Annotated in this window: 22 protein-coding genes and 1 pseudogene; 6 read left to right on the top strand and 17 right to left on the bottom strand. The window is 65.5% G+C overall.

Annotated features, from left to right (window positions below; genetic code table 11):
• The 6 genes from DCM79_RS30745 to DCM79_RS30720 all read right to left on the bottom strand — a co-directional run bounded on the left by DCM79_RS30745 (position 1) and on the right by DCM79_RS30720 (position 7,634).
• A complete protein-coding gene (locus DCM79_RS30745) occupies positions 1-1,179 on the bottom strand; it encodes an aminotransferase (protein ID WP_028135684.1) in 1,179 nt (392 codons plus the stop codon).
• Positions 1,180-1,188: 9 nt separating this feature from the next.
• The gene (locus tag DCM79_RS30740) at positions 1,189-1,515 is read right to left on the bottom strand and encodes a rhodanese-like domain-containing protein (RefSeq protein WP_257177777.1); all 327 of its coding nucleotides are present in this window, start codon (positions 1,513-1,515) and stop codon (positions 1,189-1,191) included.
• 304 nt (positions 1,516-1,819) lie between these two features.
• On the bottom strand, positions 1,820-3,748 hold the full coding sequence (locus tag DCM79_RS30735; RefSeq protein WP_257177776.1) for a potassium transporter Kup: 1,929 nt from the start codon (positions 3,746-3,748) through the stop codon (positions 1,820-1,822).
• Between the two features lie 135 nt (positions 3,749-3,883).
• Positions 3,884-5,782, bottom strand: coding sequence for a potassium transporter Kup (locus DCM79_RS30730; RefSeq protein WP_257177775.1), 1,899 nt, complete (start codon positions 5,780-5,782; stop codon positions 3,884-3,886).
• 224 nt (positions 5,783-6,006) lie between these two features.
• On the bottom strand, positions 6,007-6,837 hold the full coding sequence (locus tag DCM79_RS30725; RefSeq protein WP_028135680.1) for a flagellar motor protein MotB: 831 nt from the start codon (positions 6,835-6,837) through the stop codon (positions 6,007-6,009).
• Positions 6,838-6,860: 23 nt separating this feature from the next.
• Positions 6,861-7,634 (bottom strand): motility protein A, encoded by a 774-nt coding sequence (locus DCM79_RS30720; RefSeq protein ID WP_028135679.1) that lies wholly within the window; start codon positions 7,632-7,634, stop codon positions 6,861-6,863.
• Positions 7,635-7,933: 299 nt separating this feature from the next.
• Here DCM79_RS30720 and plsY point away from each other — a divergent pair.
• Positions 7,934-8,606, top strand: a pseudogene (plsY, locus tag DCM79_RS30715) (glycerol-3-phosphate 1-O-acyltransferase PlsY).
• A 124-nt stretch (positions 8,607-8,730) separates the two neighbouring features.
• Complete coding sequence (locus tag DCM79_RS30710) at positions 8,731-9,024, top strand: hypothetical protein (RefSeq protein WP_257177774.1); 294 nt, start codon at positions 8,731-8,733, stop codon at positions 9,022-9,024.
• Positions 9,025-9,026: 2 nt separating this feature from the next.
• Here DCM79_RS30710 and DCM79_RS30705 read toward each other — a convergent pair whose 3' ends face one another.
• From DCM79_RS30705 to DCM79_RS30690, 4 genes are all read right to left on the bottom strand, one after another.
• A complete protein-coding gene (locus DCM79_RS30705) occupies positions 9,027-9,746 on the bottom strand; it encodes an RraA family protein (RefSeq protein WP_257177773.1) in 720 nt (239 codons plus the stop codon).
• A gap of 120 nt (positions 9,747-9,866) precedes the next feature.
• On the bottom strand, positions 9,867-10,748 hold the full coding sequence (locus tag DCM79_RS30700; protein ID WP_257177772.1) for a phosphatidylcholine/phosphatidylserine synthase: 882 nt from the start codon (positions 10,746-10,748) through the stop codon (positions 9,867-9,869).
• 85 nt (positions 10,749-10,833) lie between these two features.
• Positions 10,834-11,538: a phosphatidylserine decarboxylase gene (locus tag DCM79_RS30695; RefSeq protein ID WP_257180901.1), complete on the bottom strand. Its 705-nt coding sequence runs from the start codon at positions 11,536-11,538 to the stop codon at positions 10,834-10,836.
• A 69-nt stretch (positions 11,539-11,607) separates the two neighbouring features.
• Positions 11,608-13,554 carry an ABC transporter ATP-binding protein/permease gene (locus DCM79_RS30690; protein ID WP_257177771.1) on the bottom strand — a complete coding sequence of 649 codons (1,947 nt, stop codon included), beginning with the start codon at positions 13,552-13,554 and terminating at the stop codon, positions 11,608-11,610.
• Between the two features lie 201 nt (positions 13,555-13,755).
• Here DCM79_RS30690 and DCM79_RS30685 point away from each other — a divergent pair, with 201 nt between their 5' ends.
• Complete coding sequence (locus DCM79_RS30685; protein ID WP_257177770.1) at positions 13,756-14,361, top strand: TIGR00730 family Rossman fold protein; 606 nt, start codon at positions 13,756-13,758, stop codon at positions 14,359-14,361.
• A 4-nt stretch (positions 14,362-14,365) separates the two neighbouring features.
• On the opposite strand, the gene DCM79_RS30680 is transcribed toward DCM79_RS30685, so the two are convergent.
• The 4 genes from DCM79_RS30680 to cysS all read right to left on the bottom strand — a co-directional run bounded on the left by DCM79_RS30680 (position 14,366) and on the right by cysS (position 18,462).
• Complete coding sequence (locus tag DCM79_RS30680) at positions 14,366-14,743, bottom strand: VOC family protein (protein ID WP_257177769.1); 378 nt, start codon at positions 14,741-14,743, stop codon at positions 14,366-14,368.
• A gap of 134 nt (positions 14,744-14,877) precedes the next feature.
• Positions 14,878-16,476 carry a citramalate synthase gene (gene cimA / locus DCM79_RS30675; protein ID WP_257177768.1) on the bottom strand — a complete coding sequence of 533 codons (1,599 nt, stop codon included), beginning with the start codon at positions 16,474-16,476 and terminating at the stop codon, positions 14,878-14,880.
• Positions 16,473-16,964, bottom strand: a complete 492-nt coding sequence (locus DCM79_RS30670) for a GNAT family N-acetyltransferase (protein WP_257177767.1) — start codon at positions 16,962-16,964, stop codon at positions 16,473-16,475. The genes cimA and DCM79_RS30670 overlap by 4 nt, the downstream gene beginning before the upstream one ends.
• Positions 16,965-17,079: 115 nt before the next feature.
• Positions 17,080-18,462: a cysteine--tRNA ligase gene (gene cysS, locus DCM79_RS30665; protein WP_257177766.1), complete on the bottom strand. Its 1,383-nt coding sequence runs from the start codon at positions 18,460-18,462 to the stop codon at positions 17,080-17,082.
• Positions 18,463-18,751: 289 nt separating this feature from the next.
• Here cysS and DCM79_RS30660 point away from each other — a divergent pair, with 289 nt between their 5' ends.
• Positions 18,752-19,057 carry a hypothetical protein gene (locus tag DCM79_RS30660; protein WP_257177765.1) on the top strand — a complete coding sequence of 102 codons (306 nt, stop codon included), beginning with the start codon at positions 18,752-18,754 and terminating at the stop codon, positions 19,055-19,057.
• 144 nt (positions 19,058-19,201) lie between these two features.
• Positions 19,202-20,389 carry a DUF2865 domain-containing protein gene (locus tag DCM79_RS30655; RefSeq protein WP_257177764.1) on the top strand — a complete coding sequence of 396 codons (1,188 nt, stop codon included), beginning with the start codon at positions 19,202-19,204 and terminating at the stop codon, positions 20,387-20,389.
• A 251-nt stretch (positions 20,390-20,640) separates the two neighbouring features.
• Here DCM79_RS30655 and DCM79_RS30650 read toward each other — a convergent pair whose 3' ends face one another.
• From DCM79_RS30650 to DCM79_RS30640, 3 genes are read right to left on the bottom strand one after another with little or no spacing between them, the layout of a single operon-like run.
• Entirely contained in the window at positions 20,641-22,398 is a 1,758-nt protein-coding gene (locus tag DCM79_RS30650) for an NAD+ synthase (protein WP_257177763.1), read from the bottom strand.
• Between the two features lie 23 nt (positions 22,399-22,421).
• Entirely contained in the window at positions 22,422-22,775 is a 354-nt protein-coding gene (locus tag DCM79_RS30645; RefSeq protein WP_257177762.1) for a diacylglycerol kinase, read from the bottom strand.
• 4 nt (positions 22,776-22,779) lie between these two features.
• Entirely contained in the window at positions 22,780-24,168 is a 1,389-nt protein-coding gene (locus DCM79_RS30640) for a class II 3-deoxy-7-phosphoheptulonate synthase (protein ID WP_257177761.1), read from the bottom strand.
• Between the two features lie 180 nt (positions 24,169-24,348).
• On the opposite strand from DCM79_RS30640, the gene DCM79_RS30635 reads away from it, so the two are divergent.
• Positions 24,349-25,245: an alpha/beta fold hydrolase gene (locus DCM79_RS30635; protein WP_257177760.1), complete on the top strand. Its 897-nt coding sequence runs from the start codon at positions 24,349-24,351 to the stop codon at positions 25,243-25,245.
• Position 25,246: the final 1 nt, after the last annotated feature.

Genomic DNA, 25,246 nt, shown 5'->3' with positions numbered 1-25,246 from the left:
CTACCTCTTGCGCCCGCGCACCGCGTCAGACAGCCGTTCCAGGGCGGTGTCCAGCGTCTGGTCCTTCTTGGCGAAGCAGAAGCGCACCACGGAGGTTACCGGGTCCTGCTCGTAGAACGCCGATACCGGGATCGCCGCGACCTTGTAGTCCTTCACGATGCGCCAGCAGAACTCGGTGTCGCTCTCGTTGAGCCCGAGCGGCGACAGGTCCACGGTGAGGAAATAGGTGCCCTGCGACTTCAGTACGGGGAAGCCGAGGCTCTCCAACCCCCTGGTCAGGCGGTCCCTGCTCCGCGTCAGATCCTTGCGCATCGACAGGAAGTAGTCATCGGACTTGCCGAGACCGTAGGCCACGGCGGCCTGCAGGTTCGGCGCGGTGGTGAAGGTCAGGAACTGGTGCACCTTGGCGGCGACGCGCAACAGCGGCGGCGCGGCGCAGACGAAGCCGATCTTCCAGCCGGTCAGCGAGAAGATCTTGCCGGCCGAGCCGACCTTGATGGTGCGCTCGCGCATGCCCGGGATTGTGATCAGCGGGATGTGCTTGTGCTCGTCGAAGGTGACGTGCTCCCAGACCTCGTCGCAGATCGCGATGACGTCGAACTCCTGGCAGTAGCGCGCCAGCAGCTCGAGGTCCTCGCGCGGATAGACCACCGCGGACGGATTCAAAGGGTTGTTGAACAGCACCGCCTTGGTCTTTGAATTGAAGACGCTTTTCAGCATGTCCTCATTCAGCCGCCAATGCGGCGGCTCGAGCCGGACGAGGCGCGGAATGCCGCCAGCCTGCCGGATGATCGGCAGATAGGAATCATAGACCGGCTGGAAGCACACCACCTCGTCGCCGGGCTGGACCACCGCGAGGATGGCCGAGGTCAGCGCCTCGGTGCCGCCGGAGGTGACCATCACCTCGCTCATCGGATCGAGCTTGAGGCCGTGCCAATGGCCGTAATGGGTCGCAATCGCCTGGCGCAGCTCCGGCAGGCCCATCATCGACGGGTACTGGTTGTAGCCATTCAGCGAGGCCTCGGCCGCGGCGCGGCGGATGTCCTCCGGGCCGGGATCGTCAGGAAAGCCCTGGCCGAGATTGATCGCGTCGTTGTCGCGGGCGGCCTGCGACATCGCCTCGAAGATGGTGACGGGAAGGTCGGCGAAGACCTTGTTCAGCGAGGAGCTCTTGGACATCGGGTGAGGTCAACCGCCGGCCTTGCTGGGAAGACCAGCCGCCTTCCAGCCCAGCATGCCGCCGGCCAGATGCTTGTCGTAAGGCAGGCCCGCCGCCTGCGCCGCGAGCGAGGCCGTCACCGAGCGTTTGCCCGAGCGGCAGGCGAACACGACCTGCTTGCCCTGGGGATCGGGAATCGCCTTGGGATCGAAGGTCGAGAGCGGGACGACGACGCCGTAAGGATAGGCCTCGACCTGGACCTCGTTCGGCTCGCGAACGTCGACCAGCAGATAGCGTCCTTCCGCGACACCTTTGGAGACCTCGTCCGGGGTCAGATCCTGTACCTGGTTTGCCACATCATCCTCCAACGTCGCGAGCCGCAGGCCGGAGCGTCCGGCCGGCGGCAACCTCGCCTCTCAGGAGACGAAAATCAAGCGCTACAAAGGCTTGAGCCGCGCGGCGCAAGTTAAAGCTAAATCGCAGCGACTTGAAGTGCGGCTTTCGGGAGGCCACGCCAGAGACACCGCCCTCCCTCTCACCACGCCCTCGATGTCATTCCTCGCGAAAGCGGGGAATCCAGTACGCCGCGGCTCCTCGGTTCTAGCCGCGCCGTCTCTGGAATACTGGGTCGCCCGGTCAAGCCGGGCGACGACAGCGGAGCTAGATCGCCACCTGGGTGCCGACTTCGACCACGCGGCCGCTCGGGATCTGGAAATAGTCCGTGGCGTCGTTGGCGGAGCGGCTGAGCGAGATGAACAGCCGGTCCTGCCAGCGCGGCATGCCCGAATGAGCTGCGGGCTTCAGCGCCCTTCGCGACAGGAAGAACGAGGTCGACATGATGTCGAACTGCCAGCCGAGCTTGCGGGCGATCGCCAGCGCCTTCGGCACGTTGGGCGATTCCATGAAGCCGAACCTGAGCGTCACCTTGGAGAAGGTCGGTGAGATCTGCTCCAGCTTGACCCGCTCGGACGGATCGATGCGGGGGGTCTGCGCCGTCTCGATGGTGAGAATGACGTTCTTCTCGTGCAGCACCTTGTAGTGCTTCAGGCTGTGCATCAGCGCCGTCGGCGCGCTCAGGGGATCCGAGGTCAGGAACACGGCGGTGCCGGGCACGCGCTGCGGCGGCCGCTTCTCCAGCATGGCGACGAGCTCGGCGAGCGGGAACTCGAGCTTGCGCGACTTCTCGAACAGGAGCCGGCTCCCGCGCCGCCAAGTGTACATCACGACGATCATGAGCGCGCCGAGCGCCAGCGGCACCCAGCCGCCCTCGAGCACCTTGAGCAGGTTCGCGCTCAGGAAGGTCAGATCGAGAAGCAGGAACGGGGCGATCAGCGCCGCGGCCGCCAGCGGCTTCCAGCGCCAGCCCTTCCAGACCACGACGAAGCCCATCATCGCCGTGACCACCATGGTCCCGGTGACGGAGATGCCGTAGGCCGAAGCCAGTGCGCTCGAGGAGCGGAACAGCAGCACCAGCAGCACCACCGCGACCAGCAGCAGCTGGTTGATGCGCGGGATGAAGATCTGGCCGGAATGGGCTTCAGACGTATGGCGAATTTCGAAGCGCGGCAGCAGGCCGAGCTGGATCGCCTGGCGCGTCAGCGAATAGGCGCCGGTGATGACCGCTTGGCTGGCGATGACGGTCGCCATGGTGGCGAGCACGACCATGCAGCCGCGGAAGAAGCCTTGCGGAAACAGCTGGAAGAACGGGCTCACGATCGCGCCGGGGTCGCTGAGCACGAGCGCGCCCTGCCCCAGATAGTTCAGCGCCAGCGAGGGCAGCACGATCGACAGCCAGGCAATCTGGATAGGCCGTTTGCCGAAATGGCCGAGATCGGCATAGAGCGCCTCCGCGCCGGTAACTGCCAGGAACACCGCGCCCAGAGTCACGAAGCCGATGATGCCGTGGTGGAGCATGAAGGACACGGCGTAGAGCGGGTTCAGAGCCAGCAGAACCTGCGGCTGCTGGATGATCGGATGGATTGCCGCCGCCGCGATGACGGCGAACCAGACGCACATGATCGGGCCGAAGAAGGCGGCGACGCGGGCGGTGCCGCGCGACTGCACGGCAAACAGGCAGACCAGGATCACCACCGTCAGCGGCACGATATAGGGCTCGAACCTGAGCGTGACGTCCTTCATGCCCTCGATTGCCGACAGCACCGAGAGCGCCGGCGTGATCACCGCGTCGCCGTAGAACAGCGCGCCGGAGATGATGCCGAGCAGCACGATGGTCGCCCCGCGGGTGCCGACCGCGCGCTGGGCCAGCGCCATCAACGCCAGCGTGCCGCCCTCACCGTTGTTATCGGCCCGGAGCAGGATCACGACGTATTTGAGCGTCACCACGACGATCAGCGCCCACAGGATCAGGGAGAGCACGCCAAGCACCGCAGCCGGCGTCGGCAGCCCCTCTGCGCCCGAGGCGGCCATCACCGCCTCGCGGAAGGCGTAGAGCGGACTGGTGCCGATATCGCCATAGACCACCCCGATGCTGCCGAGCGTCAGCGCCCCGAAACCGGCGGTTGTATGGGCATCGCCATGCCCATTGGCCGCCACCGTTTCCGGGGCGGAAATCGCTACATCACTTGTCATGGGAGAGCCTACGGCCTCAAAAATGCTTCACTGCACAACGGCGGAGCGCGCGGCTTATAGTCCTGCGCTACCGGCATGGCCTAGCCCGATTGCGGGCCTTAGCTATGCAAATCCGCATAGCTTCTCCATTTCGGTCTAGATGGTGACCTGGGTTCCGACCTCAACCACGCGTCCGGTGGGGATCTGGAAATAGTCGGTGGCATCGTTGGCGGACCGGCTGAGCGCGATGAACAGATGATCCTGCCACAGCGGCATGCCCGACTGCGCGGATGCCTTCAGCGATCGTCGAGAGACGAAGAACGACGTCGACATGATGTCGAACTGCCAGCCCTGCTTGCGCGCGATCGCGAGCGCCTTGGGCACGTTCGGCTGCTCCATGAAGCCGAAGCGCAGACGAACCTTGGAGAATTTGTCGCTGATCTTCTCCATGCGGAATCGCTCCGCCAGGTCGACCCGCGGCGTGTGCGCGGTCTCGATGGTCAGAATCACGTTGTGCTCGTGCAGCACCTTGTTGTGCTTGAGATTGTGCAGCAGCGCGGTCGGCACGAACGCGGGATCGCTGGTCAGGAACACCGCGGTGCCCTTGACGATGTGCGGGGGCCGCTTCTCGAGGCTGCGGATCAAATCGTCGAGCGGCACCTCGATCCGTCGCGTCTTCTGGATCAAAATTCCGGAGCCCTTGCGCCAGGTCCAGATCGTCCCCGCCATGACGATGCCGAACAGCAGCGGCACCCAGGCGCCTTCCAGCAACTTGAGCAGGTTGGCGCTGAAGAAGCTCAAATCGACGATGACGAAAGGGACGATCACGGCCGCGGCCGTCGCCGCGCGCCAGTTCCACAACTTCCAAATCACGACGAAGCCCATGATGCCATCGGCGACCATGGTGGTGGAGACGGCAATACCGTAGGCCGAAGCCAGATTGCTGGGAGTGTGGAACAGCAACACCAGCAGCATCACGCCGATCAGCAGCAGGCGGTTGACGCGCGGCAGATAGATCTGGCCGGCATGGGATTCGGAGGTGTAACGCACCTCGAAACGCGGCAGGAGCCCGAGTTGCACGGCCTGGTGGACCAGCGAATAGGCGCCGGTGATCACCGCCTGGCTTGCGATCACGGTTGCGGCTGTCGCGAGTCCGACCAGCGGCAGCACCAGGCTCTCGGGCACCATACGATAGAAGGAGTGCTCGATCGCGCTGGGATCGGACAGCACCAGCGCACCCTGCCCGAAATAGTTGATCAGAAGCGCGGGCAGCACGAAGAACATCCAGGCCGACTGGATCGGCTTGCGGCCGAAATGGCCGAGATCGGCATAAAGCGCCTCGCCGCCCGTCACCGCCAGGAACACCGCGCCGAGCGTCACGAGGCCGATCACGCCGTGCGACAGCACGAACTGCACCGCGTAATAGGGATTGATTGCCGCGAGCACGGTGGGGTCGTCGGCGATGTGCACGGCCCCCATCACCGCGATCACGGCGAACCAGACCACCATCACAGGCCCGAAGGCCGATGCGACCAAGGCGGTCCCCTTGCTCTGGACCGCGAACAGCAGCACCAGGATGAGGACGGTGAGCGGCACGACATAGTGCTCGAGCGCGGGGGTTGCGAGCTTGAGACCCTGCACCGCCGAGAGCACCGAGATCGCCGGCGTGATCATGGAATCGCCGATGAACATGGAGGCGCCCACCACACCGAGCGCCATCAAGACCCAGCTTCGTCGCCCGAGCGCGCGTTGACCGAGCGCCATCAGCGAGAGCGTGCCGCCCTCCCCGTTATTGTCGGCACGCAGCAACAGCAGGACGTATTTGGCGGTGACGACGATCAAGAGGGCCCACAGGATCAGCGAGAGCACACCGAGCACGATGACCCGTGAGACCGGCTCGCCATGGGCCGCGCCCTTGACCGCCTCGTGAAATGCGTAGAGCGGCGAGGTGCCGATATCGCCGAAGACGACGCCGATGCTCCCGAGCGTAAGGGCCCAAAAACCTGATCTGACCGGCCCTTCCTGGGTTTCGGCCTGTGTGATGCTCGCCGTCATGAGGGTGGAGAACGCTTCTTCCCTGGGAATTGATCCGGCGCCTTTTGACGCTTCCAGTGCGCCTGTCAATCGGCGCACCACCATAGCAGGCGCCGAGCCGGATGCTGTGACGCTGCAGCCACGCTCATCGCCAGCGCGACGTCATGCCTCAGGTAACATGGTAGCGCAAGAGAGTCATTCTCCGGGCACGATCGCGTCGGAAACCGACGCTCACCGTGCCCCGGTCATGGCTTCAGATTTGGCGGCAGCGGCGGATCCTCGCGCATCAGGGTGATGGTCACCCGCCGGTTGGCTGCGAGCGAAGGATCGTCCGGAAACAGTGGCTGGGTGTCCGCCTTGCCGGAGACGGCGAAGATGTGCGACGGCGGCAGGCCCTCGCGTTCGAGAATCTGACGCACGGCATTGGCGCGGTCGGCCGACAGATCGAAGGCGCCGTAATCGCTGCGGTTCGGCACGAAGCCGGCCGCGGTGTGACCGGCGATGGAGACGCGGAGCGGCGTGGCCTTGAGCGGAATGGCGAGCTTCTCGACCAGGCGGCGGGTCCGGTCATAGGGCACCTTGGAGCCGTCGGCGAACATCGAGCGGCCGTCCTGATCGACGATCTCCAGGTTGAGGCCCTGCTTGGTCTCCTCGAACATGATGTGCTTGGACATCTCGGTCAGCTCCGGCATGTCCTGCAACGCCTGGCGCAGCGAGGCTGCGGCGAGCGCGAAATTGCGGTCGACCTTGATCTTTGCGCCGGAGGTCTTCTCGCGGTCTTCCTGATCCGGCGTCGGCGTGTTGGACGCATCTTCCGGCTGGATGTGGTCGACGTTCTTCAGCCGCGGGCGCGTCGGCAGGCCATCCGATTCGACGATGCCGGAGTAGCGCGCTTCGCTCTGCACGCCGAACGCCTCGCGCATCGAGCCCGCGACGATCTTCAGCTTGTTGGCATCCTGCGTGGAGAACGCGACCAGCATCACGAAGAACGCCAACAGCAGCGCCATCAGGTCGGCGAAGGTCACGAACCAGCCGTGGCCGCCGCCGTGAGCATTGCCGCGCTTCTTCTTGGCCATCTCTCAAATTCCAGGCAGCGGCCTTAGGCCGGCACCGGCTCTCCCTCGGTGTTACGATGCTTCTCCGGCAGATAGGCCAGCAGCATTTCGCGCACCAGGGTCGGGCTCTTGGAGTCGCGGATCATCAGGATGCCGTCGATGATCAGGGTGCGGTTGGTCTCTTCGTCCAGCAGCTTGCCGTGCAGCTTGTCGGCAATCGGCAGGCAGACCAGGTTGGCGACAACGGCGCCGTACAGGGTCGCCAGCAGCGCGGTGGCCATGAACGGACCGAGCTTGGAAGGATCCGACATGTTGGAGAACATCTGCACCATGCCGAGCAGCGTGCCGATCATGCCGAACGCCGGGGCGCAGTCGCCGACGGCGCGGTAGATCTTGCTGCCTTCGTCCAGGTGCATCAGGAAGTTGTCGCGGTCGCGCTCCAGATTGTCGCGAATGAAATCGAGGTCGTAGCCGTCGGCGACGTAGCGGATGCCCTTGGCGAGGAACGGCTCGTCAGTCTCGACCTTTTCCAGCCCGACCGGACCCTGCTTGCGGGCGATTTCGGCGATGCGGGCGAGTTCGTCGACGAGGTCGTGGGCCGAAAGGCGGCTCAGGGTGAAGGCAAACTTCGCGCCGAGCGGCACGCCGTGGATCATCGCGGACAAGGGAAAGCGGATCATCGTTGCGGCGAAGGAGCCGCCGAAGATGACGATCACGGCGTGGATGTCGTAGAACATCCCGAAGCTGCCGCCCATCAAGATCAGCGTCGACACCACCACGGCGCCCGCGGCCAACCCGACGAGTGTTGCGATATCCATTGTCGACTCCAACGCGTACGCGACAACGGCCGTCCTGGCCGCTGGTGCGGCCCAACCCCGAACCGCATCGCAAACCCTAGAGCGCCGCCCTTAAAGCCGCGTAAAGGTTAAGTTGAGCCAGCACGCCGGACCGGGACAGTGTGCTTGGGGGATGCCGGCTTTGCCGCTTGCCGACAGGCATCTCAACGTTTCACTAACCATAAAAGCGCCCTCGGCCGATGATGTCCTCGCCCTCCGGGCGGCGGACTCATGAACGCGCAGCCGTTATGGCCGACACTGGAGCGTCGAGGGGTTCTCCCATGGTTTTCTGGCTGGCGAGCGCGATTGGATTGGCCATCGCCTATCTCTTCGGTTCTGTGCCCACCGGTTATCTCGCTGGGAACTGCTGAGGGGTATCGACATCAGGGAGCACGGCTCCAAATCGACCGGCGCAACAAATGTGCTGCGCATCCTCGGAAAATGGCCCGCGCTGGCTGTGCTTCTGGTTGATGTGCTCAAGGGTGCCGCGGCAATCGTCTTTGCCCGCTGGTTCTTTGGCTGGGCTTTCACGTTTCCATCAGGCACGCCGCCGGCCGCGCTCGATCCGCAAGGCTGGATCGACTGGGCCGCGTGTCTTTCCGGACTTGCCGCGTTGTTGGGACACGCCCTTTCGATTTGGCTGAACTTCACCGGCGGCAAATCCGCGGCGACAGGGCTCGGCGTCCTGCTTGCGATGGCGTGGCCAGTCGGGCTCGGAGCAGCAATCGCTTTTGCTGTCGCCCTTGGCCGTCTCGCGCATCGTCTCGCTGGGCTCGATGCTGGCCGCGCTGACGACGATCGCCCTCGTCTGCGTCCTCGAGCAACCCTTGCCCTATCGATTGCTGGTGCTTGCAGGTGGCATCTATGTGATCGTGCGCCATCGCACCAACATTCAGCGCCGGGACCGAGCCACGGTTCGGGCGACTCAGTCCGGAACCACGGCCGGAGGCTTAAGGAACTGCTCGCTCGCCATCGAAGCTGAGTTCCCAAGCGAACTGCGGCCCTGCGCCACGGGCGGGCCCCTCAATGATCTGCTATTCTGCAGCCCGCGCAGGCCAAATCGCGGGAGCGATCTGCAATGTTGACGCTATTCGGTGTTCTCACCGCGTTGCCGGCGGTGCTGGCGCTCCATTTGCTCGAGCCGGAGCTGGTCCTGCCGGCGTTCAGCGCCCTGCTCTTTGTCGAGGCGGCCTTCGCCCTGCTCGCGGCGCGATTGCTTCACAGCCCCAACAGCGCGGACGACATCACCCTGTGGGATTTCGCCGGCGGCTTCGCCCTGATCGGATGTGCCGCCGCCGTGCTGGGAGAGCCGGATCAGGCTGCCCTGTTCCTGGCCGAACAAGGCAGCCCGCGACCGACGTCATCGCCGTAGGCTCAGTGGATCTCCGCCGAGCGCTTCAGCGCGGCCTTCAGCTTCTCCAGCGAGAAATCGGGACTGCGGGCGATCTCCAGAATCGGCGTCTCGCGGCGGCCGCAGAGCTCGGCCGCCTCGGGCAGCTTTGCCGCGACGTCGAGCGGGATCACGATGGCGCCGTGCCGGTCGGCGTGGATCAGGTCGTCAGACCTCACGGTCATGCCGGCGACGCGGACCTCGCCGCCAAAGCTCTCGGCATGGACCCAGGCGTGGGACGGCCCGATCGAGCCCGCCAGCGCCTGGAAGCCAGGGGCCCATTGCGGGATGTCGCGGATCGAGCCGTCGGTGATGACGCCGAGGCAGCCGAGTGCCTTGTGCACGTTGCTCTGCACCTCGCCCCAGAACGCGCCGTAGCCGACGTCGGGACCGTCGATGTCCTGGATCACGGAGATGCGCGGCCCATGGCCGGTGCCGACATATTCGTAATATTCGATGCGGCGCTTCGACTGCTCCTCGGCGGGAAGCGAGGATTTCAGCACCGAGCGGATCGCAACCGTGCGGGCATAGCCGACGATCGGCGGCAAATCGGGGAACGGGCAGACCAGTTGCTTGGTGGTGTAGCCGATCAGCCGGCGCTCGGGCGCCACGATCTCCATGGCATTGCAGATCGTCGGCGTGTCGTAGCGGCCCAGCGCTTCGAGGACGGAAGCGGGCAGCGGCCCGGTCGCTTTATCGGTCACGGCGTTCTCTCCCAAATTGGCGGCTGATTGACGCGATGCCGCCGTCACAGGGCGATATAGCCGAGATCGGGTCTCAACCCAACTCGGGGGGCCTCATGGCAGATATCCGCGTGTCGCTGCTCAGTGCAGCCGTCCGGGCCGGTCGTCGTCCTGCGGCGGCTCCGACAGATTCGTCAGCGTCGGCGCCGAGGGCGGCGAAGAGACCTCGTCTCCCGCCGGCGCCGCAGCCTCCATCGCGCGGGCCTGGTCGCGATAGGATTTGTAGCCGAGCGGCAAAGCGAGAAGATACAGCACCGTGCCGATCGACAGCACGTGCCAGGGATAGGCGATCAGCAGCGCGATGAAGACGATCACCGCGACGAAGGCCGGCAGCACCAGCTCCGGCGGCACGCGCATGCGCTTGGTCTTGCCGGAGAACACCGGCAGGCGCGACACCATCAGGAAAGCGATCAGGAGCGTGTAGGCCGCCGTCACCGCCGCAGGCATGCGGCCGAGATCGAGGAAGGCGACGTAGATCGGCAGCAGCACGGTGATCGCGCCGGCCGGCGCCGGCACGCCGGTGAAGAAATTGGCGGCAAAGGCCGGCTTGTTGGGATCGTCCATGGTGGCGTTGAAGCGCGCCAGGCGCAGGCCGCCGGAAATCGCAAACACCATGGCAGCGATCCAGCCGGCATTGCCGAGCTCGTGCAACTGCCAGAAATACAGCATCAGACCGGGCGCGACGCCGAAATTGACGAAATCGGCAAGGCTGTCGAGCTCGGCGCCGAACTTGGACTGGCCCTTGATCATGCGCGCGATGCGCCCGTCGATACCGTCGAGCGCGGCCGCGAACACGATGGCATAGACGGCGAGCGACATCCGCCCTTCGATCGACAGCCGGATCGAGGTCAGGCCGGCGCAGATCGCCAGCAGCGTAATGACGTTGGGCACCAGCATCCGCACCGGAATCGGGCGGAACCGGCGGCGGCGTACATCGGGATCTCTCAGATCGTAGGGCGTCATGGCTGTCCTCACCTCAAGGCGAGATATAGCAAGCCGCGCCCCCCTCCGCCATCGCAGCGGAAGGCCCTCCTAGACCGACTATTGGTTAATTGGCGCGGAAGGCGCGGCCGGGGTCGTCGCCGGCAAGATCGGCCAAAATCGTCTCGCCGGCGATGGCGGTCTGCCCTTCCGAGACCAGCGCCTTGGTGCCGACGGGCAGATAGACGTCGAGCCGCGAGCCGAAGCGGATCAGGCCGAAGCGTTCGCCGGCGCCGATCGCCTGGCCTTCCCGGACGAAGCAGACGATGCGCTTGGCGACGAGGCCTGCGATCTGCACCACACCGATGCGAGCCGTCGGTGTCGAGATGACCAGCGAGTTGCGCTCGTTGTCCTCGCTGGCCTTGTCGAGCTCGGCATTGATGAAGAGTCCGGGGCGGTAGGCGATGCGGTCCACCCGGCCCGCGACGGGCGCGCGGTTCACGTGGCAATTGAACACGCTCATGAACACCGAGATGCGCGGCAGCGGCCGGTCGCCGAGCCCGAGCTCGGCCGGCGGCAGCGCCATGGTGATCATCGAGACGCGGCCGTCGGCAGGCGACACCACCAGCCCCTCGCGCACCGGCGTCACGCGCACGGGATCGCGGAAGAACAGCGCGCACCACACGGTCAGGATCGTGCCGATCCAGCCCAGAGGCGACCACAGCCAGAACAGGACCAGGCTGGCCAGCGCAAAGCCGCCGATGAAGGGATAACCCTCCTTGTGGATCGGCGGGATCTGACGCTGGATCGAATCGAGAATGGACATCGTTATCTGCCGCTCGGGGTTGATGGCGCAGGTCGCGCGGGCCTGTTTAGGCCAGAGTTGGGACCGGAGACAAGGTCACACCGCCGCCGGCGTCGTCAGGGCGTCATCGACCGGGGGCGGCTCCCGGTTGGGGGCCTCGCCGGTATCGGCCATCTGGGCCAGCTTCTCGCGCGCCGCCTCCGCCTCGCGCTGCCTGTTCCACATGCTGGCATAGAGGCCGCCATGGGCGAGCAGCTTGGCGTGGGTGCCCCGCTCGGCGATGCGGCCCTGATCCAGCACGATGATCTCGTCGGCCCCGACGATGGTCGAGAGCCGGTGCGCGATCACCAGCGAGGTGCGGTTCTTCGCCACGCGGTCGAGCGCGCCCTGGATCTCGTGCTCGGTGTGGGTATCGAGCGCCGAGGTTGCCTCGTCCAACACCAGGATCGGCGGCGCCTTCAAGACGGTGCGCGCGATCGCGACGCGCTGCTTCTCGCCGCCGGACAGCTTGAGCCCACGCTCCCCGACCTGCGTCTCGTAGCCCTTCGGCGCCATGCGGATGAAACGGTCGATCTGCGCCAGTTGCGCCGCTTCCTCGACCTCGGCATCGCTGGCGTCCCAGCGACCGTAGCGGATGTTGTAGCGAATGGTGTCGTTGAACAGCACGGTATCCTGCGGCACCATGCCGATCGAGGCGCGGAGCGAATCCTGCGTCACCGCGCGGATGTCCTGGCCGTCGATCAGAATCCTGCCGCCGGAGACGTCATAGAGGCGGAACAGCAGCCGCGAGATGGTCGACTTGCCTGCGCCCGACGGGCCGACGATGGCGACGGTCTTGCCGGCCGGCACCTCGAAGCTGATGCCCTTGAGGATCGGACGCGTCGGCTCATAGGCGAAGCGCACGTCCTCGAAGCGCACGGTGCCGGCGGAGACGACCAGCGGCTTGGCATCGGGGGCGTCCTTGATCTCGGCCTCGCGGCCGAGCACGCCGAACATCTTCTCGATGTCGATGATCGCCTGCTTGATCTCGCGATAGACCATGCCCATGAAGTTGAGGGGCTGGTAGAGCTGGATCATCATGGCGTTGACCAGCACGAAATCGCCGACCGTGTTGGTGCCGTTGCGCACGCCGATCGCGCACATCAGCATGGTCGCGGTCAGGCCCAGCGTGAAGATCACCGCCTGGCCGGTGTTGAGCACCGCGAGCGAGGTGTAGGTGCGGACGCTGGCTTCCTCGTAGCGCTCCACCGATTTGTCGTAGCGCTGCGCCTCGCGCGCCTCGGCGCTGAAATATTTCACGGTCTCGTAGTTGAGCAGCGAGTCGATCGCCTTGGTGTTCGCCTCGGTGTCGGAATCGTTCATCTTGCGGCGGATGCCGATCCGCCACTCGGTCGCGATGTAGGTGTAGTACATGTAGAGCGCGACCATGATCAGGGTCGCGACCACGTAGCGCCAGTCGAACTGCCAGAGCAGCACGGCCATCAGCAGCGAGACCTCGACGATGGTCGGGATCAGCTGCAGGATCACCATGCGGACGATGACCTCGATGCCTTCGCGGCCGCGCTCGAGCACGCGGGTCAGGCCGCCGGTCTTGCGCTCGAGGTGGAAGCGCAGCGACAGCTCGTGCATGTGGATGAAGGTGATGGTGGCGAGCTTGCGCACCGCGTGCATGGCGACGCGCGCGAAGATGCCGTCGCGCCATTGCGTCAGCAGCGCCATCAGGATGCGCATCACGCCGTAGCTCACCGTCAGCAATAACGGCGAGGCGATCACCCAGAGCTGCCAATTGTCGGCCGCGACCGGCGCGGTGTTGGCGCCGGTCAGCGCGTCCGTCGCCCATTTGAAGCTGAAGGGGACCGCGAGCGTGATCAGCTTGGCCGCAAGCAGCAGCACCAGCGACCACACCACGCGCATCTTCAGGTCGAAGCGGTCGCCCGGCCAGATATAGGGCCACAGATGCGCAAGCGTGCCCATCAGCGTCCCCTGCTCGGGCGGGCCGCCGGCAGGAACGTCGGCGCCGTCGAACGATTGAGGTTGGTCCATCAAGAAGCCTGAAAGCCCACCGGATGCGGGCGTCGTCGAGATTTACGATTTTCGCCTGTCATATAGAGCCTTCCCGATGCCAGCGCACCCCGTCAAATGGCGAATCTTCGATTGTTTGCCGCCATTTACCGGTAGATTTCCGGAAGTATCGAATCACCTGAAGGGCTTGACGCCTCTTCGCTGCAATGCATCATGGCACCAATGAGCACGATCAAAACCGTCTGTGTCTATTGCGGCTCCGGCCCTGGAACCAATCCCAACTTCATCGAGGCGGCGAAAGCGCTCGGCAAGGCGCTGGCGGATAGCAAGATCCGCCTCGTTTATGGCGGCGGCTCGCTCGGGCTGATGGGGGCGGTCGCAACCTCCGTGCTCGATCACGGCGGCACGGTCACCGGCATCATCCCCGACTTCCTGCGGATGCGCGAGAACGCACTGACGCGCGTGCAGGAGATGGTCGTCACGCCCGACATGCACGAGCGCAAACGGCTGATGTTCGAACGCTCCGACGCCTTCGTCGCCCTGCCCGGCGGGCTCGGCACGCTCGAGGAGCTGGTCGAGCAATTGACCTGGCAGCAGCTCGGTCGTCACGCCAAGCCCGTGCTGCTCGCCAATATCGACAATTTCTGGGAGCCGCTGTTCTCTCTGGTGGCCCACATGCGCCAAACCGAGTTCATCCGCGCCGGTCTCACCGTCGATATCCTGAAGGCCGACAGGGTCGAGGAGATCGTTCCGCGATTGCGCGCCGCTGCTGCGCAGATTCCGGACAGCCAGCGCGATCTCGCGCCCGACGTGGCGCGCCGGCTGTAGGGCGCTATTCCTGCGGAAACGTCACCGCCTCGATGCGGTTGCCGTCGGGATCGACGACGAACGCCGCGTAGTAGCGCACGCGATCGTGCGGTCGGATGCCGGGCGCACCGTCGGAGGCCCCGCCCGCCGCGAGAGCCGCGGCATGAAACGCATTGACCTCGTCCGTCGTCTTGGCCCGCAGGCAGATGTGCACGCCGCTTTCCCGGGCTACAGGCGGCATGTTCTCGCGCAGATTGATCCAGAACTCGGGATAGGCCTTGCCGAAGCCGACTGTCCGCGGCCGCGTGACGAGGCGCGCAAGGCCAAGCGCTGCGAGCGTCGCCTCATAGAATTTCGCGGCGCGCTCGAGATCGCTGACGCCGACGGAAATGTGGTCGATCATTGGTCCCCTCCTCGCTCCGCTGTCATCGCCCGGCTCGACCGGACGATCCAGTACTCCGAGACGTTGCGACGTGCGGAGAGGCCGCGGCGTACTGGATACCCCGCCTTGGCGGGGTATGACAGCCGCTGTAGGGCTTACGCCGGCGCGCCCGACTTCACGAGCTTGTAGATCACCGAATCCATCAGCGCCTGGAACGAGGCGTCGATGATGTTCGGGGAGACGCCGACTGTGGTCCAGCTGTCGCCGTTCTCGTCCTCGCTCTCGATCAGCACGCGCGTGACCGCGCCGGTGCCGCCGTTGAGGATACGCACCCGGTAATCGATCAGCCTCAAGCCCTCGATGTATTTCTGGTACTTGCCGAGGTCCTTGCGCATGGCGACGTCGAGCGCGTTGACGGGGCCGTTGCCCTCGGCCGCCGAGATCAGGTGCTCGCCGGCGACGTCAACCTTCACCACCGCGAGCGCCACGGTGACGCGTTCGCCGAGCGCGTTGTAGCGCTGCTCGACATTGACGTCGAACTGCTCGACCTCGAAATAATGCGGCACCTTGCCGAGCGTGCGACGCGCCAGCAGCTCGAAGGACGCGTTGGCGGACTCGTAGGCGTAGCCTTGCGCCTCGCGCTCCTTCAGCTCCTCGACGAGGCGCGTCAGCTTGGGATCGCTCTTCTCGTAGGGAATGCCGGCCCGCTCGAGCTCGGCGATGACGTTGGACCGACCGGCCTGGTCCGAGACCAGCACCTTGCGGTGATTGCCCACCGTCTCCGGCAGCACGTGCTCGTAGGTCTGCGGATCCTTCAGCACCGCGGAGGCATGAATGCCGGTCTTGGTGACGAAGGCGCTCTCGCCGACGTAAGGAGCATGCCGGTTCGGAACGCGGTTGAGCATGTCGTCGAGCGTGCGCGAGACCTTGACGAGCGTCGCCAGCTTTTCCGTCGTGACGCCGATCTCGAAGGCGTCGGCAAAACCCTGCTTCAACTTCAGCGTCGGGATCAGCGAGCAGAGATTGGCGTTGCCGCAGCGCTCGCCGAGGCCGTTCAGCGTGCCCTGGATCTGCCGCGCGCCGGCCCGCACCGCGGCGAGCGAATTGGCCACCGCCTGCTCGGTGTCATTATGGGCGTGGATGCCGACGTGATCGCCGGGGATGTGCTTCGTCACCTCGGTGACGATGGCCTCGACCTCGTCAGGCATGGTGCCGCCGTTGGTATCGCACAGCACCACCCAGCGCGCGCCGGCATCGAAGGCCGTCTTGGCGCAGGCCAGCGCGAATGCGGCATCTTCCTTGTAGCCGTCGAAGAAATGCTCGCAATCGAGCATGACCTCGCGGCCGGCGGCCTTCGCGGCCGCGACGCTGTCGCGGATCGAGGCGAGGTTCTCTTCTTTCGTCGTCTCCAGCGCGACGCGCACCTGATAGGCCGAGGCCTTCGCCACGAAGCAGATCGCATCCGCCTTCGCTTCCAACAGCCCGGCCACGCCCGGATCGTTCGAGACCGAGCGCCCGGCCCGTCGCGTCATGCCGAACGCGGTGAAGCGGGCATGATCGAGCTTGGGCTTGCTGGCAAAGAACTCGCTGTCGAGCGGATTGGCGCCGGGATAGCCGCCTTCGACATAATCGATGCCGAGGTCGTCGAGCATCGCGGCGATGACCTGCTTGTCGGTCAGCGTGAAGTCGACGCCGTTGGTCTGCGCGCCGTCGCGCAGCGTGGTGTCGAACAGATAAAGACGCTCCTTGCTCATTGCCCGCCTCCGAGCGTCTTCTTCATCGTGGTGTTGGCGAGCCATTCGTCGTTGACGGTGACGCTGTTGCGCTGCTGGGCGGTGTAGCCGCGCTTGGCGAAAAAGCCCTCGGCGGTGTCGCTGGCGTCGACCGACAGGCTCGCCGCACCGCGGCCGCCGGCAAGCTTCTCCAGCGCGTCGACCAGCATGGTGGCGATGCCGTGCCCGGCTACGGCCGGATGCACATAGAGCATGCGGATGTGGTCGGTGCCGCGCAGCGACGCAAAACCAACCGGCGAGCCTTCGATGGTCGCGATCAGGGTCAGGTCGGCCGCGAGGTGCTTGCCGAACTCTTCGCCTTCCGCGAGCTCCATCCAGGCCTGCTGCTGCGCCTCGCTATAATCCTCGCCGGTCAGCTCTTCGATGCTGGCGGTAAAGATCGCGGCGAGCAGCGGGACGTCCTCGGGCAGGAACGGCCGAAGTGCGGGCTTTGGCAAAGTCTGTCCCATCGTCCTCACCACATCCCATACAGCTTGAGCACCAGCGCCACCGCGCCCGCGAGCAGCGCGATCTTCAGCGCGATGTAGTAGATCCAGTGCCGAGGGAAAGGCGTGTCGGGACGCTTCATCGCGCGATCTCCCACGTGGTACCTTCCTTGGAGTCCTTGATCGCAACGCCCATGGCGGCGAGCAGATCACGAATGCGGTCGGATTCCCCAAAGTCCTTGCGGCTACGGGCGGCAGTCCGCTCCGCGATCAGGCGCTCGACTTCGCTGGCATCGACGCCGCTCGCCTGCTGCTTGCGGCCCTCCCACTGCGCAGCGCTCTCGGACAGGAAACCGAGCAGCCGCAGCGAGCCCGCCAGGGCGCTCACGTCTCCGCCGCGCAGGCCATGCAGTGCCGCGATCGCCAGCGGCGTATTGAGATCGTCGAGCAGCGGCTCGACGACGGACGCAGCCGGCTTGCCGGGCTCGACGTCCGCCGCGACGCGATACCAGTCGTCGAGCGTCTTGGCGCTCTCCTCCAGCGACTTCATGGTCCAGTCGATCGGCGAACGGTAATGCGTCTTCAGCATGTTCAGGCGCAGCACCTCGCCCGGCCAGTCCTTGAGCAGCTCGTGGATGGTGATGAAGTTGCCGAGGCTCTTCGACATCTTCTCGCCCTCGACCTGGAGGAAGCCGTTGTGCATCCAATAGTTCGCCATGCGCTCGCGGTGGAAGGCGCAGCAGGTCTGCGCCACCTCGTTCTCGTGATGCGGAAACACGAGATCGATGCCGCCGCCATGAATGTCGAAATGCTCGCCGAGATGCTTCCAGGCCATCGCCGAGCACTCGATGTGCCAGCCCGGACGGCCCTCGGCCTTGATGCCGGCCGGCGAGGCCCATGACGGCTCACCGGGCTTGGACGGCTTCCACAGCACGAAATCGGTCGCATCACGCTTGTAAGGCGCGACATCGACGCGCGCACCTGCGATCATCTCGTCGAGTGACCGCTTCGACAGCGTGCCATAGCGCGGCAGCGAGGAATTGGCCGCGTTCATCGCCTGCGGCGAGAACAGCACATGGTCCTCGGCGACATAGGCAAAGCCGCCCTTGACGAGCCGTTCGATGATCTCGCGCATCTCGGCGATATGCTCGGTCGCGCGCGGCTCGACGCTCGGCCGCAGGCAGCCCAGCGCATCGACGTCGGCATGAAACTGCCGGCCCGTCTCCTCCGTCACCTTGCGGATCGCCTCGTTCAGCGGCAGGCCGGGAAAATCGCGCGCGGCGCGGTCGTTGATCTTGTCGTCGACGTCGGTGATGTTGCGGACATATTTGACATGCGCCTCGCCATAGAGGTGGCGGAGCAGCCGGAACAGCACGTCGAACACGATCACCGGCCGCGCATTGCCGATATGGGCGAAGTCATAGACGGTGGGCCCGCACACATACATGCGGACGTTGCTGGCATCGAGCGGCACGAAGGCGCGCTTGTCCCGGCTCAGCGTATCGTAGAGGCGCAATTCCATGACAACCCATCCCTTGCGGCCGGGCGTCCAAGGCTCTCAACGTGTTTGAGAAAAGACGGCTCCAGCCAGCGAATCGCTAGCTCGTAATCTCGCGGCAAATGGCGCAAATGGCGAGGAGACCGTTCATGCGGAACATATGGGCCATCAGGCGCCCCTGCGTCAAGAGAGCCGCGAAAAGCCCCCGTTTTGTCTTCCGCAAGGCGCGCCCGTCCTGAGGGTTCACGATCCCCTAACCATTTGAGCCCATTCTGGAACCGGCAGTTCCCCTTTTTTGCCCCGGTGCCTTTTCATGCGATTCTTGCCCGCGCTCATTTCCAGCGCCTTCGTCTTCGCCGCCTCCGGCGCCTGCGCCGAGACCCGCGTCTTCATCATCGCCAATCAGGCCAGCGGTTACGGCGTCGACCAGTGCCTGGCCAAAGGTGACAAATGCGGCGCCTCCGCCGCGCGCACATATTGCCAGTCACGAGATTTTGCCCAGGCATCAGCCTATCGCCGGGTCGATCCCGACGAAATTACCGGCTCCGTCCCCAAATCCGGCACAAATTGCTCCCATGGCCATTGCGACGAATATGTCGCAATCACCTGCCAGCGCTGAATTTGCTCGGAGCTGGCGCAGCTTAGGCCGGTCACTTGGTCCCCGAAACGACGTGACGATGCCGCAGGAAGCGGCTATTGGGAGGGCGCGCTTCGGCCCTCCAAGTCAAGTTGGAAAGTCACGTTGGGCCGTGACCTCGCTAGAATGGCGGATATGCCTGAATTCCTGTCTCTCTCCCGTGCTCGCTGTCTCCTTGCCTGCACCGTGCTGTTGAGCACGGCCGTGCTCGTCACCGGCGCTTTGGCGCAGGCCGTTCCGCCCGGACCGCCGCCGCAAGCGGGCCAGAACGGCGTCGGGCCGAATCCGATGTGCGTGCGCCTGGAGGGCCAGCTCGCCGCGCTGGATCGCGGCGGCGGTGGCGACCCCGCGCGTGAGGAGCAGGTCCGCCGCTACCAGGATTCCCAGACCCGCCAGCAGGCCGAGCTCGACCGCGTCACCATGCAGGCCAAGCGCATGGGCTGCGACTCCTCCGGCTTCTTCTCGCTGTTCAACGGCCAGTCGGCGCAATGCGGCCCGGTCAACACCCAGATCCAGCAGATGCGCGCCAATCTGGATCAGATCACCGGCAATCTCGAGCGCCTGCGCGGTGGCGGGCCCGGCGGCTTCAGCCCCGAACGCGACGCCCAACGCCGCTCGGTGCTGGCGGCGCTGGCGCAGAACAATTGCGGCCCGCAATATGCCAATGCCGCGCCGCCGCAAGGCGGCGGCAACTTCCTGACCAACCTGTTCGGCGGCAACAACGCCGGCAATCCGCAAGGCATGCCGCCCTCCGATCTCGGGCCGCAATCCGGCACCTTCCGCACCGTGTGCGTGCGCACCTGCGACGGCGCCTATTTCCCGGTCTCGTTCGCGACGGTGCCGGCGCGCTTCCCCGACGACGAGAAGACCTGCAAGGCGCTCTGCCCGGCCGCGGAAGCCATGCTCTACACCCATCGCAATCCCGGCGAAGACATGAACTCCGCGGTCTCGATCAGCGGCCAGCCCTACACGGCGCTGCCGACCGCGTTCAAGTTCCGCAGCGAGTTCAATCCGTCCTGCTCCTGCAAGGCCGCAGGACAGACCTGGGCGGATGCGCTGAAATCCGCCGACGACAAGGCCGCGGCCGAGCAGCAGGGCGACATCATCGTCACCGAGGAGAGCGCCAAGAAGATGCAGCAGCAGCGGCTCAACAAGGGCGCGCCTGCCAACGCCAAGAAGGGCGCCGCTCCCGCGCCGACGACCGCGAATGCACCGGCTGCAACGCCGCCGGCGGAGACCGGCACGGCTGCGAGCTCCGAAAACAAGCCGATCCGCTCGGTCGGCCCCACCTTCCTGCCGCAGCAGCAGAAGTAGCGTAAGGCGCCCGCTCCAATCTCAACTGTCATGCCCTGCGCAGGCGGGGCATCCAGTACTCCGCGGCGGCAGTTGGTTTTCACGACGCACGCCGCGGAATACTGGATCATCCGCTTTCGCGGATGATGACAGCGGAATGAGTCCGTAGGGTGGGCAAAGGCGCACTTGCGCCGTGCCCACGAACTTTGACAACAGCGAAGAACCCGTAGGCACGCTTCGCTTTGCCCACCCTACTTCCTACTCCGGTCAACTCACCCCTCGAACGCGTCGATCGAGGCCTTGCTGCCGCGCGACACCAGCGCTTCGTCCGCCGCAGGCAATGGTTCACCCTTGTCGCGAAAGCGGTTGGTGATGGGATAGCGGCGGTCGCGGCCGAAATTCCTTGGCGTGACCTTCACGCCGGGCGCGGCTTGGCGGCGCTTGTATTCGGCGACGTTGAGCAGATGGTCGATGCGGGTGACGATCTCGCGGTCGAAGCCGGCGGCAATGATCCGGTCCAAAGGCTCTTCGCGCTCGACCAGGCGCTCCAGGATGGCATCGAGCACGTCATAGGGCGGCAGCGAATCCTGATCGGTCTGGTTCTCGCGCAGCTCCGCGGTCGGCGGCCGCGTGATGATGTCGGGCGGGATCACCTCGCCGGCGGGTCCGAGCGCGCCGTCCGGCTTCCAGCCGTTGCGCAAGCTTGCCAGCCGGAACACCTGCGTCTTGTAGATATCCTTGATCGGATTGAAGCCGCCGTTCATGTCGCCATAGAGCGTGGCGTAGCCGACCGACATCTCGGACTTGTTGCCTGTCGTCACCACCATCAGGCCGGTCTTGTTGGAGATCGCCATCAGGAGCGTGCCGCGGGTGCGGGCCTGGAGATTCTCCTCGGTGACATCAGGCGGCAGATTCTTGAACAGCCCTGACAGGATGGTCTCGAACCCGCTGACGGCTTCCGCGATCGGCAGCACCTCGTAGCGGATGCCGAGATGGCCGGCGAGCTCGCCGGCGTCGGCGATCGAGTGCGCCGCCGTGTAGCGATACGGCAGCATCACGCCATGCACCTGGTCGACACCGAGCGCATCGACCGCGATGGCCGCGCACAACGCTGAATCGATGCCGCCGGAAATGCCGAGCAGCACGCCGGGAAAGCCGTTCTTGCCGACATAGTCGCGCAAGCCCAGCACGCAAGCCGCGTAATCGGCCTTGTCGCCTTCGGGCAGCGCAGCGACCGGCCCCGCGCAGCGCCAATCGTCGCCGTTGCGGCTGAAGCGCAGCGTAACGACGCTGTCCTCAAATGCCGGCAGTTGCGCCCCGAGCGAAAGATCGCCGTTGAGCGCGAAGGAGGCGCCGTCGAACACCAGCTCGTCCTGGCCGCCGACCTGGTTGAGATAGACCAGCGGCAGCCCGCTCTCGGTGACGCGCGCGACCGCGACCGACAGGCGCACGTCGTTCTTGTCGCGGGCGTAAGGCGAGGCGTTCGGAACCAGGATGATCTCGGCGCCGGTCTCGGCCAGCGTCTCGACCACGTTCTCGTAGTCCTCGGACTCCTCCAGCCAGATGTCCTCGCAGATCGGCACGCCGATGCGCACGCCGCGCACGGTCACCGGTCCCGCCGCGGGCCCGCGCGCAAACAGCCGCTTCTCGTCGAACACGCCGTAGTTCGGCAGGTTGCATTTGAAGCGCAGGCTCGCGATGCGGCCGCCGTCGAGCAGCGCGCAGGCATTGTAGAGCTTGCCCTCCTCGACCCAGGGCGTGCCGACCAGCATGGCAGGCCCGCCATCGGCGGTTTCGCGCGCCAGGGCTTCGATCGCGGCGCGGCAGGCGGCCTGGAAGGCCGGCTTCTGCACGAGGTCTTCCGGCGGATAGCCGGCGATGAACAATTCCGGAAACAGCACGAGATCGGCGCCGTCGGCGACCGCTTGCGCGCGCGCCGTCCGCGCCTTGGCGGCATTGCCCGCGATGTCGCCCATGGTCGGATTGAGCTGGGCGAGCGTGACCGCGAATGCGTTGAGACGTTCGGTCATCGGGCGCCCTTGTCCGTTCCTCGTTAGACGAAACCCAACCGCTCGACGATGGCGAAGATCCAGAACGCGCCGGCCATCAGCAACGCCACGCCGACCGCGGCCGAGCCCATGTCCTTGACCCGGCCGATCTGCTTGTCGTGGTCCATGGTCAGCCGGTCGGCGAGCTTCTCGATCGCGGTGTTGAGGAGCTCGACCGTCAGCACGAACGCCACAGAGCACACCAATTCGACCGCGCGCATCGCGGTCGCGCCGATGAACCAGGCAAGCGGCACCGACAGCAGAAGCGCAAAGATCTCCTCGCGGACGGCCTGCTCCGATTTGAACGCAAAGGCCAGACCGTTACGGGAATTGATCGTGGCCTTCCAGATCCGCAGCAAGGTGTCAGAGCCCCGCTGCGACCGGCATCGGCTGGGCCTTGCCGGCGCGCTCCTGCTTGAGGAGCTCCGCGATCAGGAAAGCCATGTCGATGGATTGCTCGGCATTGAGGCGGGGATCGCAGACCGTATGGTAGCGGTCGTTGAGATGCTCGTCGGTGATCGCGCGGGCGCCGCCGATGCACTCGGTGACGTCCTGCCCGGTCATCTCCAGATGGACACCGCCGGCATGGGTGCCCTCGGCGGCATGGATCGTGAAAAACGACTTCACCTCGGAGAGGATACGGTCGAAGGGCCGCGTCTTGTAACCGGACGTCGAGGTGATGGTGTTGCCGTGCATGGGATCGCAGGACCAGACCACCACCCGGCCCTCGCGCTTCACGGCGCGGATCATGTTCGGCAGGTGCTCGCCGATCTTGTCCGAGCCGAAGCGGCCGATCAGCGTCAAACGGCCCGGCTCGTTGTCGGGGTTGAGCACGTCGATCAGCTTCAGCAGTTCATCAGGCTTCAGCGACGGGCCGCACTTCAGCCCGATCGGGTTCTTGATGCCGCGGAAATATTCGACATGGCCGTGGTCGAGCTGGCGGGTGCGGTCGCCGATCCAGATCATGTGGCCCGAGGTCGCGTACCAGTCGCCGGTGGTGGAATCGACGCGGGTAAGGGCCTGCTCGTAGCCGAGCAGCAATGCCTCGTGGCTGGTGTAGAAGTCGGTGGCGCGCAGCTCCGGATGGCTCTCGAGGTCGAGGCCGCAGGCGCGCATGAAGTTGAGCGCGTCCGAGATGCGGTCGGCCAGTTCCTTGTAGCGGCGGGACTGCGGGGAATCCTTGAGGAAGCCCAGCATCCATTGATGCACGCTGCCGAGATTGGCGAAGCCGCCGGTGGCGAAGGCGCGCAGCAGGTTGAGCGTCGCGGCCGACTGGCGATAGGCCATCAGCTGGCGCTGCGGATCGGGGACGCGCGCTTCCCTGGTGAAGGCGATGTCGTTGACGATGTCGCCGCGATAGCTCGGCAGCTCGACGCCGTTCACCTTCTCGGTCGGCGACGAGCGCGGCTTGGCGAACTGCCCGGCGATCCGGCCGACCTTCACCACCGGCACCGCGCCGGCATAGGTCAGGACCACCGCCATCTGCAGCAGCACGCGGAAGAAGTCGCGGATGTTGTTGGCGCCGTGCTCGGCAAAGCTCTCGGCGCAGTCGCCGCCCTGAAGCAGGAAGGCCTCGCCGGCCGCAACGCGGCCCAGCGCCTTCTTCAGGTTGCGTGCCTCGCCCGCGAACACCAGCGGCGGAAAGGTCGCAAGCTGCGCCTCGACGTCGGCCAGGGCCTTGGCGTCGGGATAGTCGGGCACCTGTAGCACCGGCTTGCTGCGCCAGGACTCGGGCGTCCACCGCTCGGACATCGCAATCTCTCCGTGAAGCAAAAAAGCACAACCTGATCTAGGGGTTGTGAGCGCCGCCTTATACACAGGCTCGCTCCGCCCCGCCAGTTGTAAATCCGTTTGGCGCCGCAAGCCCTTGCGGCGAAAGCCAAATTCGCATTTGCTGGAAAGCTTGAGGAAACTGGCAAATACCTTCTGGCCATGGACGCGGCATTGGACGACGTTTTCATCGACGAGATCAGCTTCCCGGCGGCCGACGGGTATGGGCTCACCGGCACCCTGTTCCTGCCGCGGGGTGCCAAGCGCCACGCGGTGCTGATCAGCTCGGCGACCGCGGTCCCGCGCAAGATCTATCGCGGCTTTGCTTCCTACCTCGCCCATCGCGGCTGCGCGGTGCTCACTTACGACTATCGCGGCATCGGCGATTCCCGCCTGCCGGCGATGGTCGGCTACAACCAGCCGAAGTCGCTGGTCGGCTTCAAGGCCTCGATGTCGGACTGGGCCGCGCTCGACGTCACCGCCGCGGTGCGCTGGATGCGGGAGCGGTACAATACGCTGCCGCTCGCCTATATCGGCCATTCCTTCGGCGGCCAGGCGCTCGGGCTGATCGAGAACAATACCGACATCTCCCGCGCGGCCCTGGTGGCCTCACAGGCCGCGACCTGGCGGCTGATGACCTCACCCGAGAAGTACCGCGTCTTCGCCTTCATGAACCTGATCGGCGTACCACTGGCCCACACGCTCGGCTATGCGCCGGGCTGGGCCGGAATCGGCGAGGATCTGCCCAAGGGGGTGTTCCTGCAATGGGCCGAGTGGGTCTCGAGCCCCCGCTATCTCTTCGATTCCAAGCTGCCGGCGCTGGACAATTTCACCAGGTTCAAGGGCGAGCTGCGCGCGCTGTGCTTCTCCGACGATCCCTGGGCGACGCGGCCCGCGGTCGAGTTGCTCACGAGCGGGTTCTCCGCGATCAAGCCGGAGGTGCTGACGGTGAGGCCGTCCGAGGTCGGCGCCAAGACAATCGGCCATTTCGGCTTCTTCCGCCCCGAACACCGCGACACGCTATGGCGCGGCGTCGCGGAATGGGTGCAGGGGGAATGAG

Source organism: Bradyrhizobium sp. WBOS07, assembly GCF_024585165.1.
In the GTDB taxonomy this organism is placed as follows: Bacteria; Pseudomonadota; Alphaproteobacteria; order Rhizobiales; family Xanthobacteraceae; genus Bradyrhizobium; species Bradyrhizobium japonicum_B.
This window is presented reverse-complemented; position numbering and strand designations above follow the sequence as displayed.

Coding starts and splice junctions, on each gene's coding strand:
- DCM79_RS30660 (WP_257177765.1), top strand. CDS start 18,752: ATGCGATTCTTGCCCGCGCTCATTTCCAGCGCCTTCGTCTTCGCCGCC.
- cimA (WP_257177768.1), bottom strand. CDS start 16,476: ATGAGCAAGGAGCGTCTTTATCTGTTCGACACCACGCTGCGCGACGGC.
- DCM79_RS30690 (WP_257177771.1), bottom strand. CDS start 13,554: ATGGACCAACCTCAATCGTTCGACGGCGCCGACGTTCCTGCCGGCGGC.
- DCM79_RS30725 (WP_028135680.1), bottom strand. CDS start 6,837: ATGGCCAAGAAGAAGCGCGGCAATGCTCACGGCGGCGGCCACGGCTGG.
- DCM79_RS30670 (WP_257177767.1), bottom strand. CDS start 16,964: ATGGGACAGACTTTGCCAAAGCCCGCACTTCGGCCGTTCCTGCCCGAG.
- DCM79_RS30680 (WP_257177769.1), bottom strand. CDS start 14,743: ATGATCGACCACATTTCCGTCGGCGTCAGCGATCTCGAGCGCGCCGCG.
- DCM79_RS30720 (WP_028135679.1), bottom strand. CDS start 7,634: ATGGATATCGCAACACTCGTCGGGTTGGCCGCGGGCGCCGTGGTGGTG.
- DCM79_RS30700 (WP_257177772.1), bottom strand. CDS start 10,748: ATGACGCCCTACGATCTGAGAGATCCCGATGTACGCCGCCGCCGGTTC.
- DCM79_RS30635 (WP_257177760.1), top strand. CDS start 24,349: ATGGACGCGGCATTGGACGACGTTTTCATCGACGAGATCAGCTTCCCG.
- DCM79_RS30650 (WP_257177763.1), bottom strand. CDS start 22,398: ATGACCGAACGTCTCAACGCATTCGCGGTCACGCTCGCCCAGCTCAAT.
- DCM79_RS30735 (WP_257177776.1), bottom strand. CDS start 3,748: ATGACAAGTGATGTAGCGATTTCCGCCCCGGAAACGGTGGCGGCCAAT.
- DCM79_RS30710 (WP_257177774.1), top strand. CDS start 8,731: ATGTTGACGCTATTCGGTGTTCTCACCGCGTTGCCGGCGGTGCTGGCG.
- cysS (WP_257177766.1), bottom strand. CDS start 18,462: ATGGAATTGCGCCTCTACGATACGCTGAGCCGGGACAAGCGCGCCTTC.
- DCM79_RS30655 (WP_257177764.1), top strand. CDS start 19,202: ATGGCGGATATGCCTGAATTCCTGTCTCTCTCCCGTGCTCGCTGTCTC.
- DCM79_RS30745 (WP_028135684.1), bottom strand. CDS start 1,179: ATGTCCAAGAGCTCCTCGCTGAACAAGGTCTTCGCCGACCTTCCCGTC.
- DCM79_RS30730 (WP_257177775.1), bottom strand. CDS start 5,782: ATGACGGCGAGCATCACACAGGCCGAAACCCAGGAAGGGCCGGTCAGA.
- DCM79_RS30640 (WP_257177761.1), bottom strand. CDS start 24,168: ATGTCCGAGCGGTGGACGCCCGAGTCCTGGCGCAGCAAGCCGGTGCTA.
- DCM79_RS30685 (WP_257177770.1), top strand. CDS start 13,756: ATGAGCACGATCAAAACCGTCTGTGTCTATTGCGGCTCCGGCCCTGGA.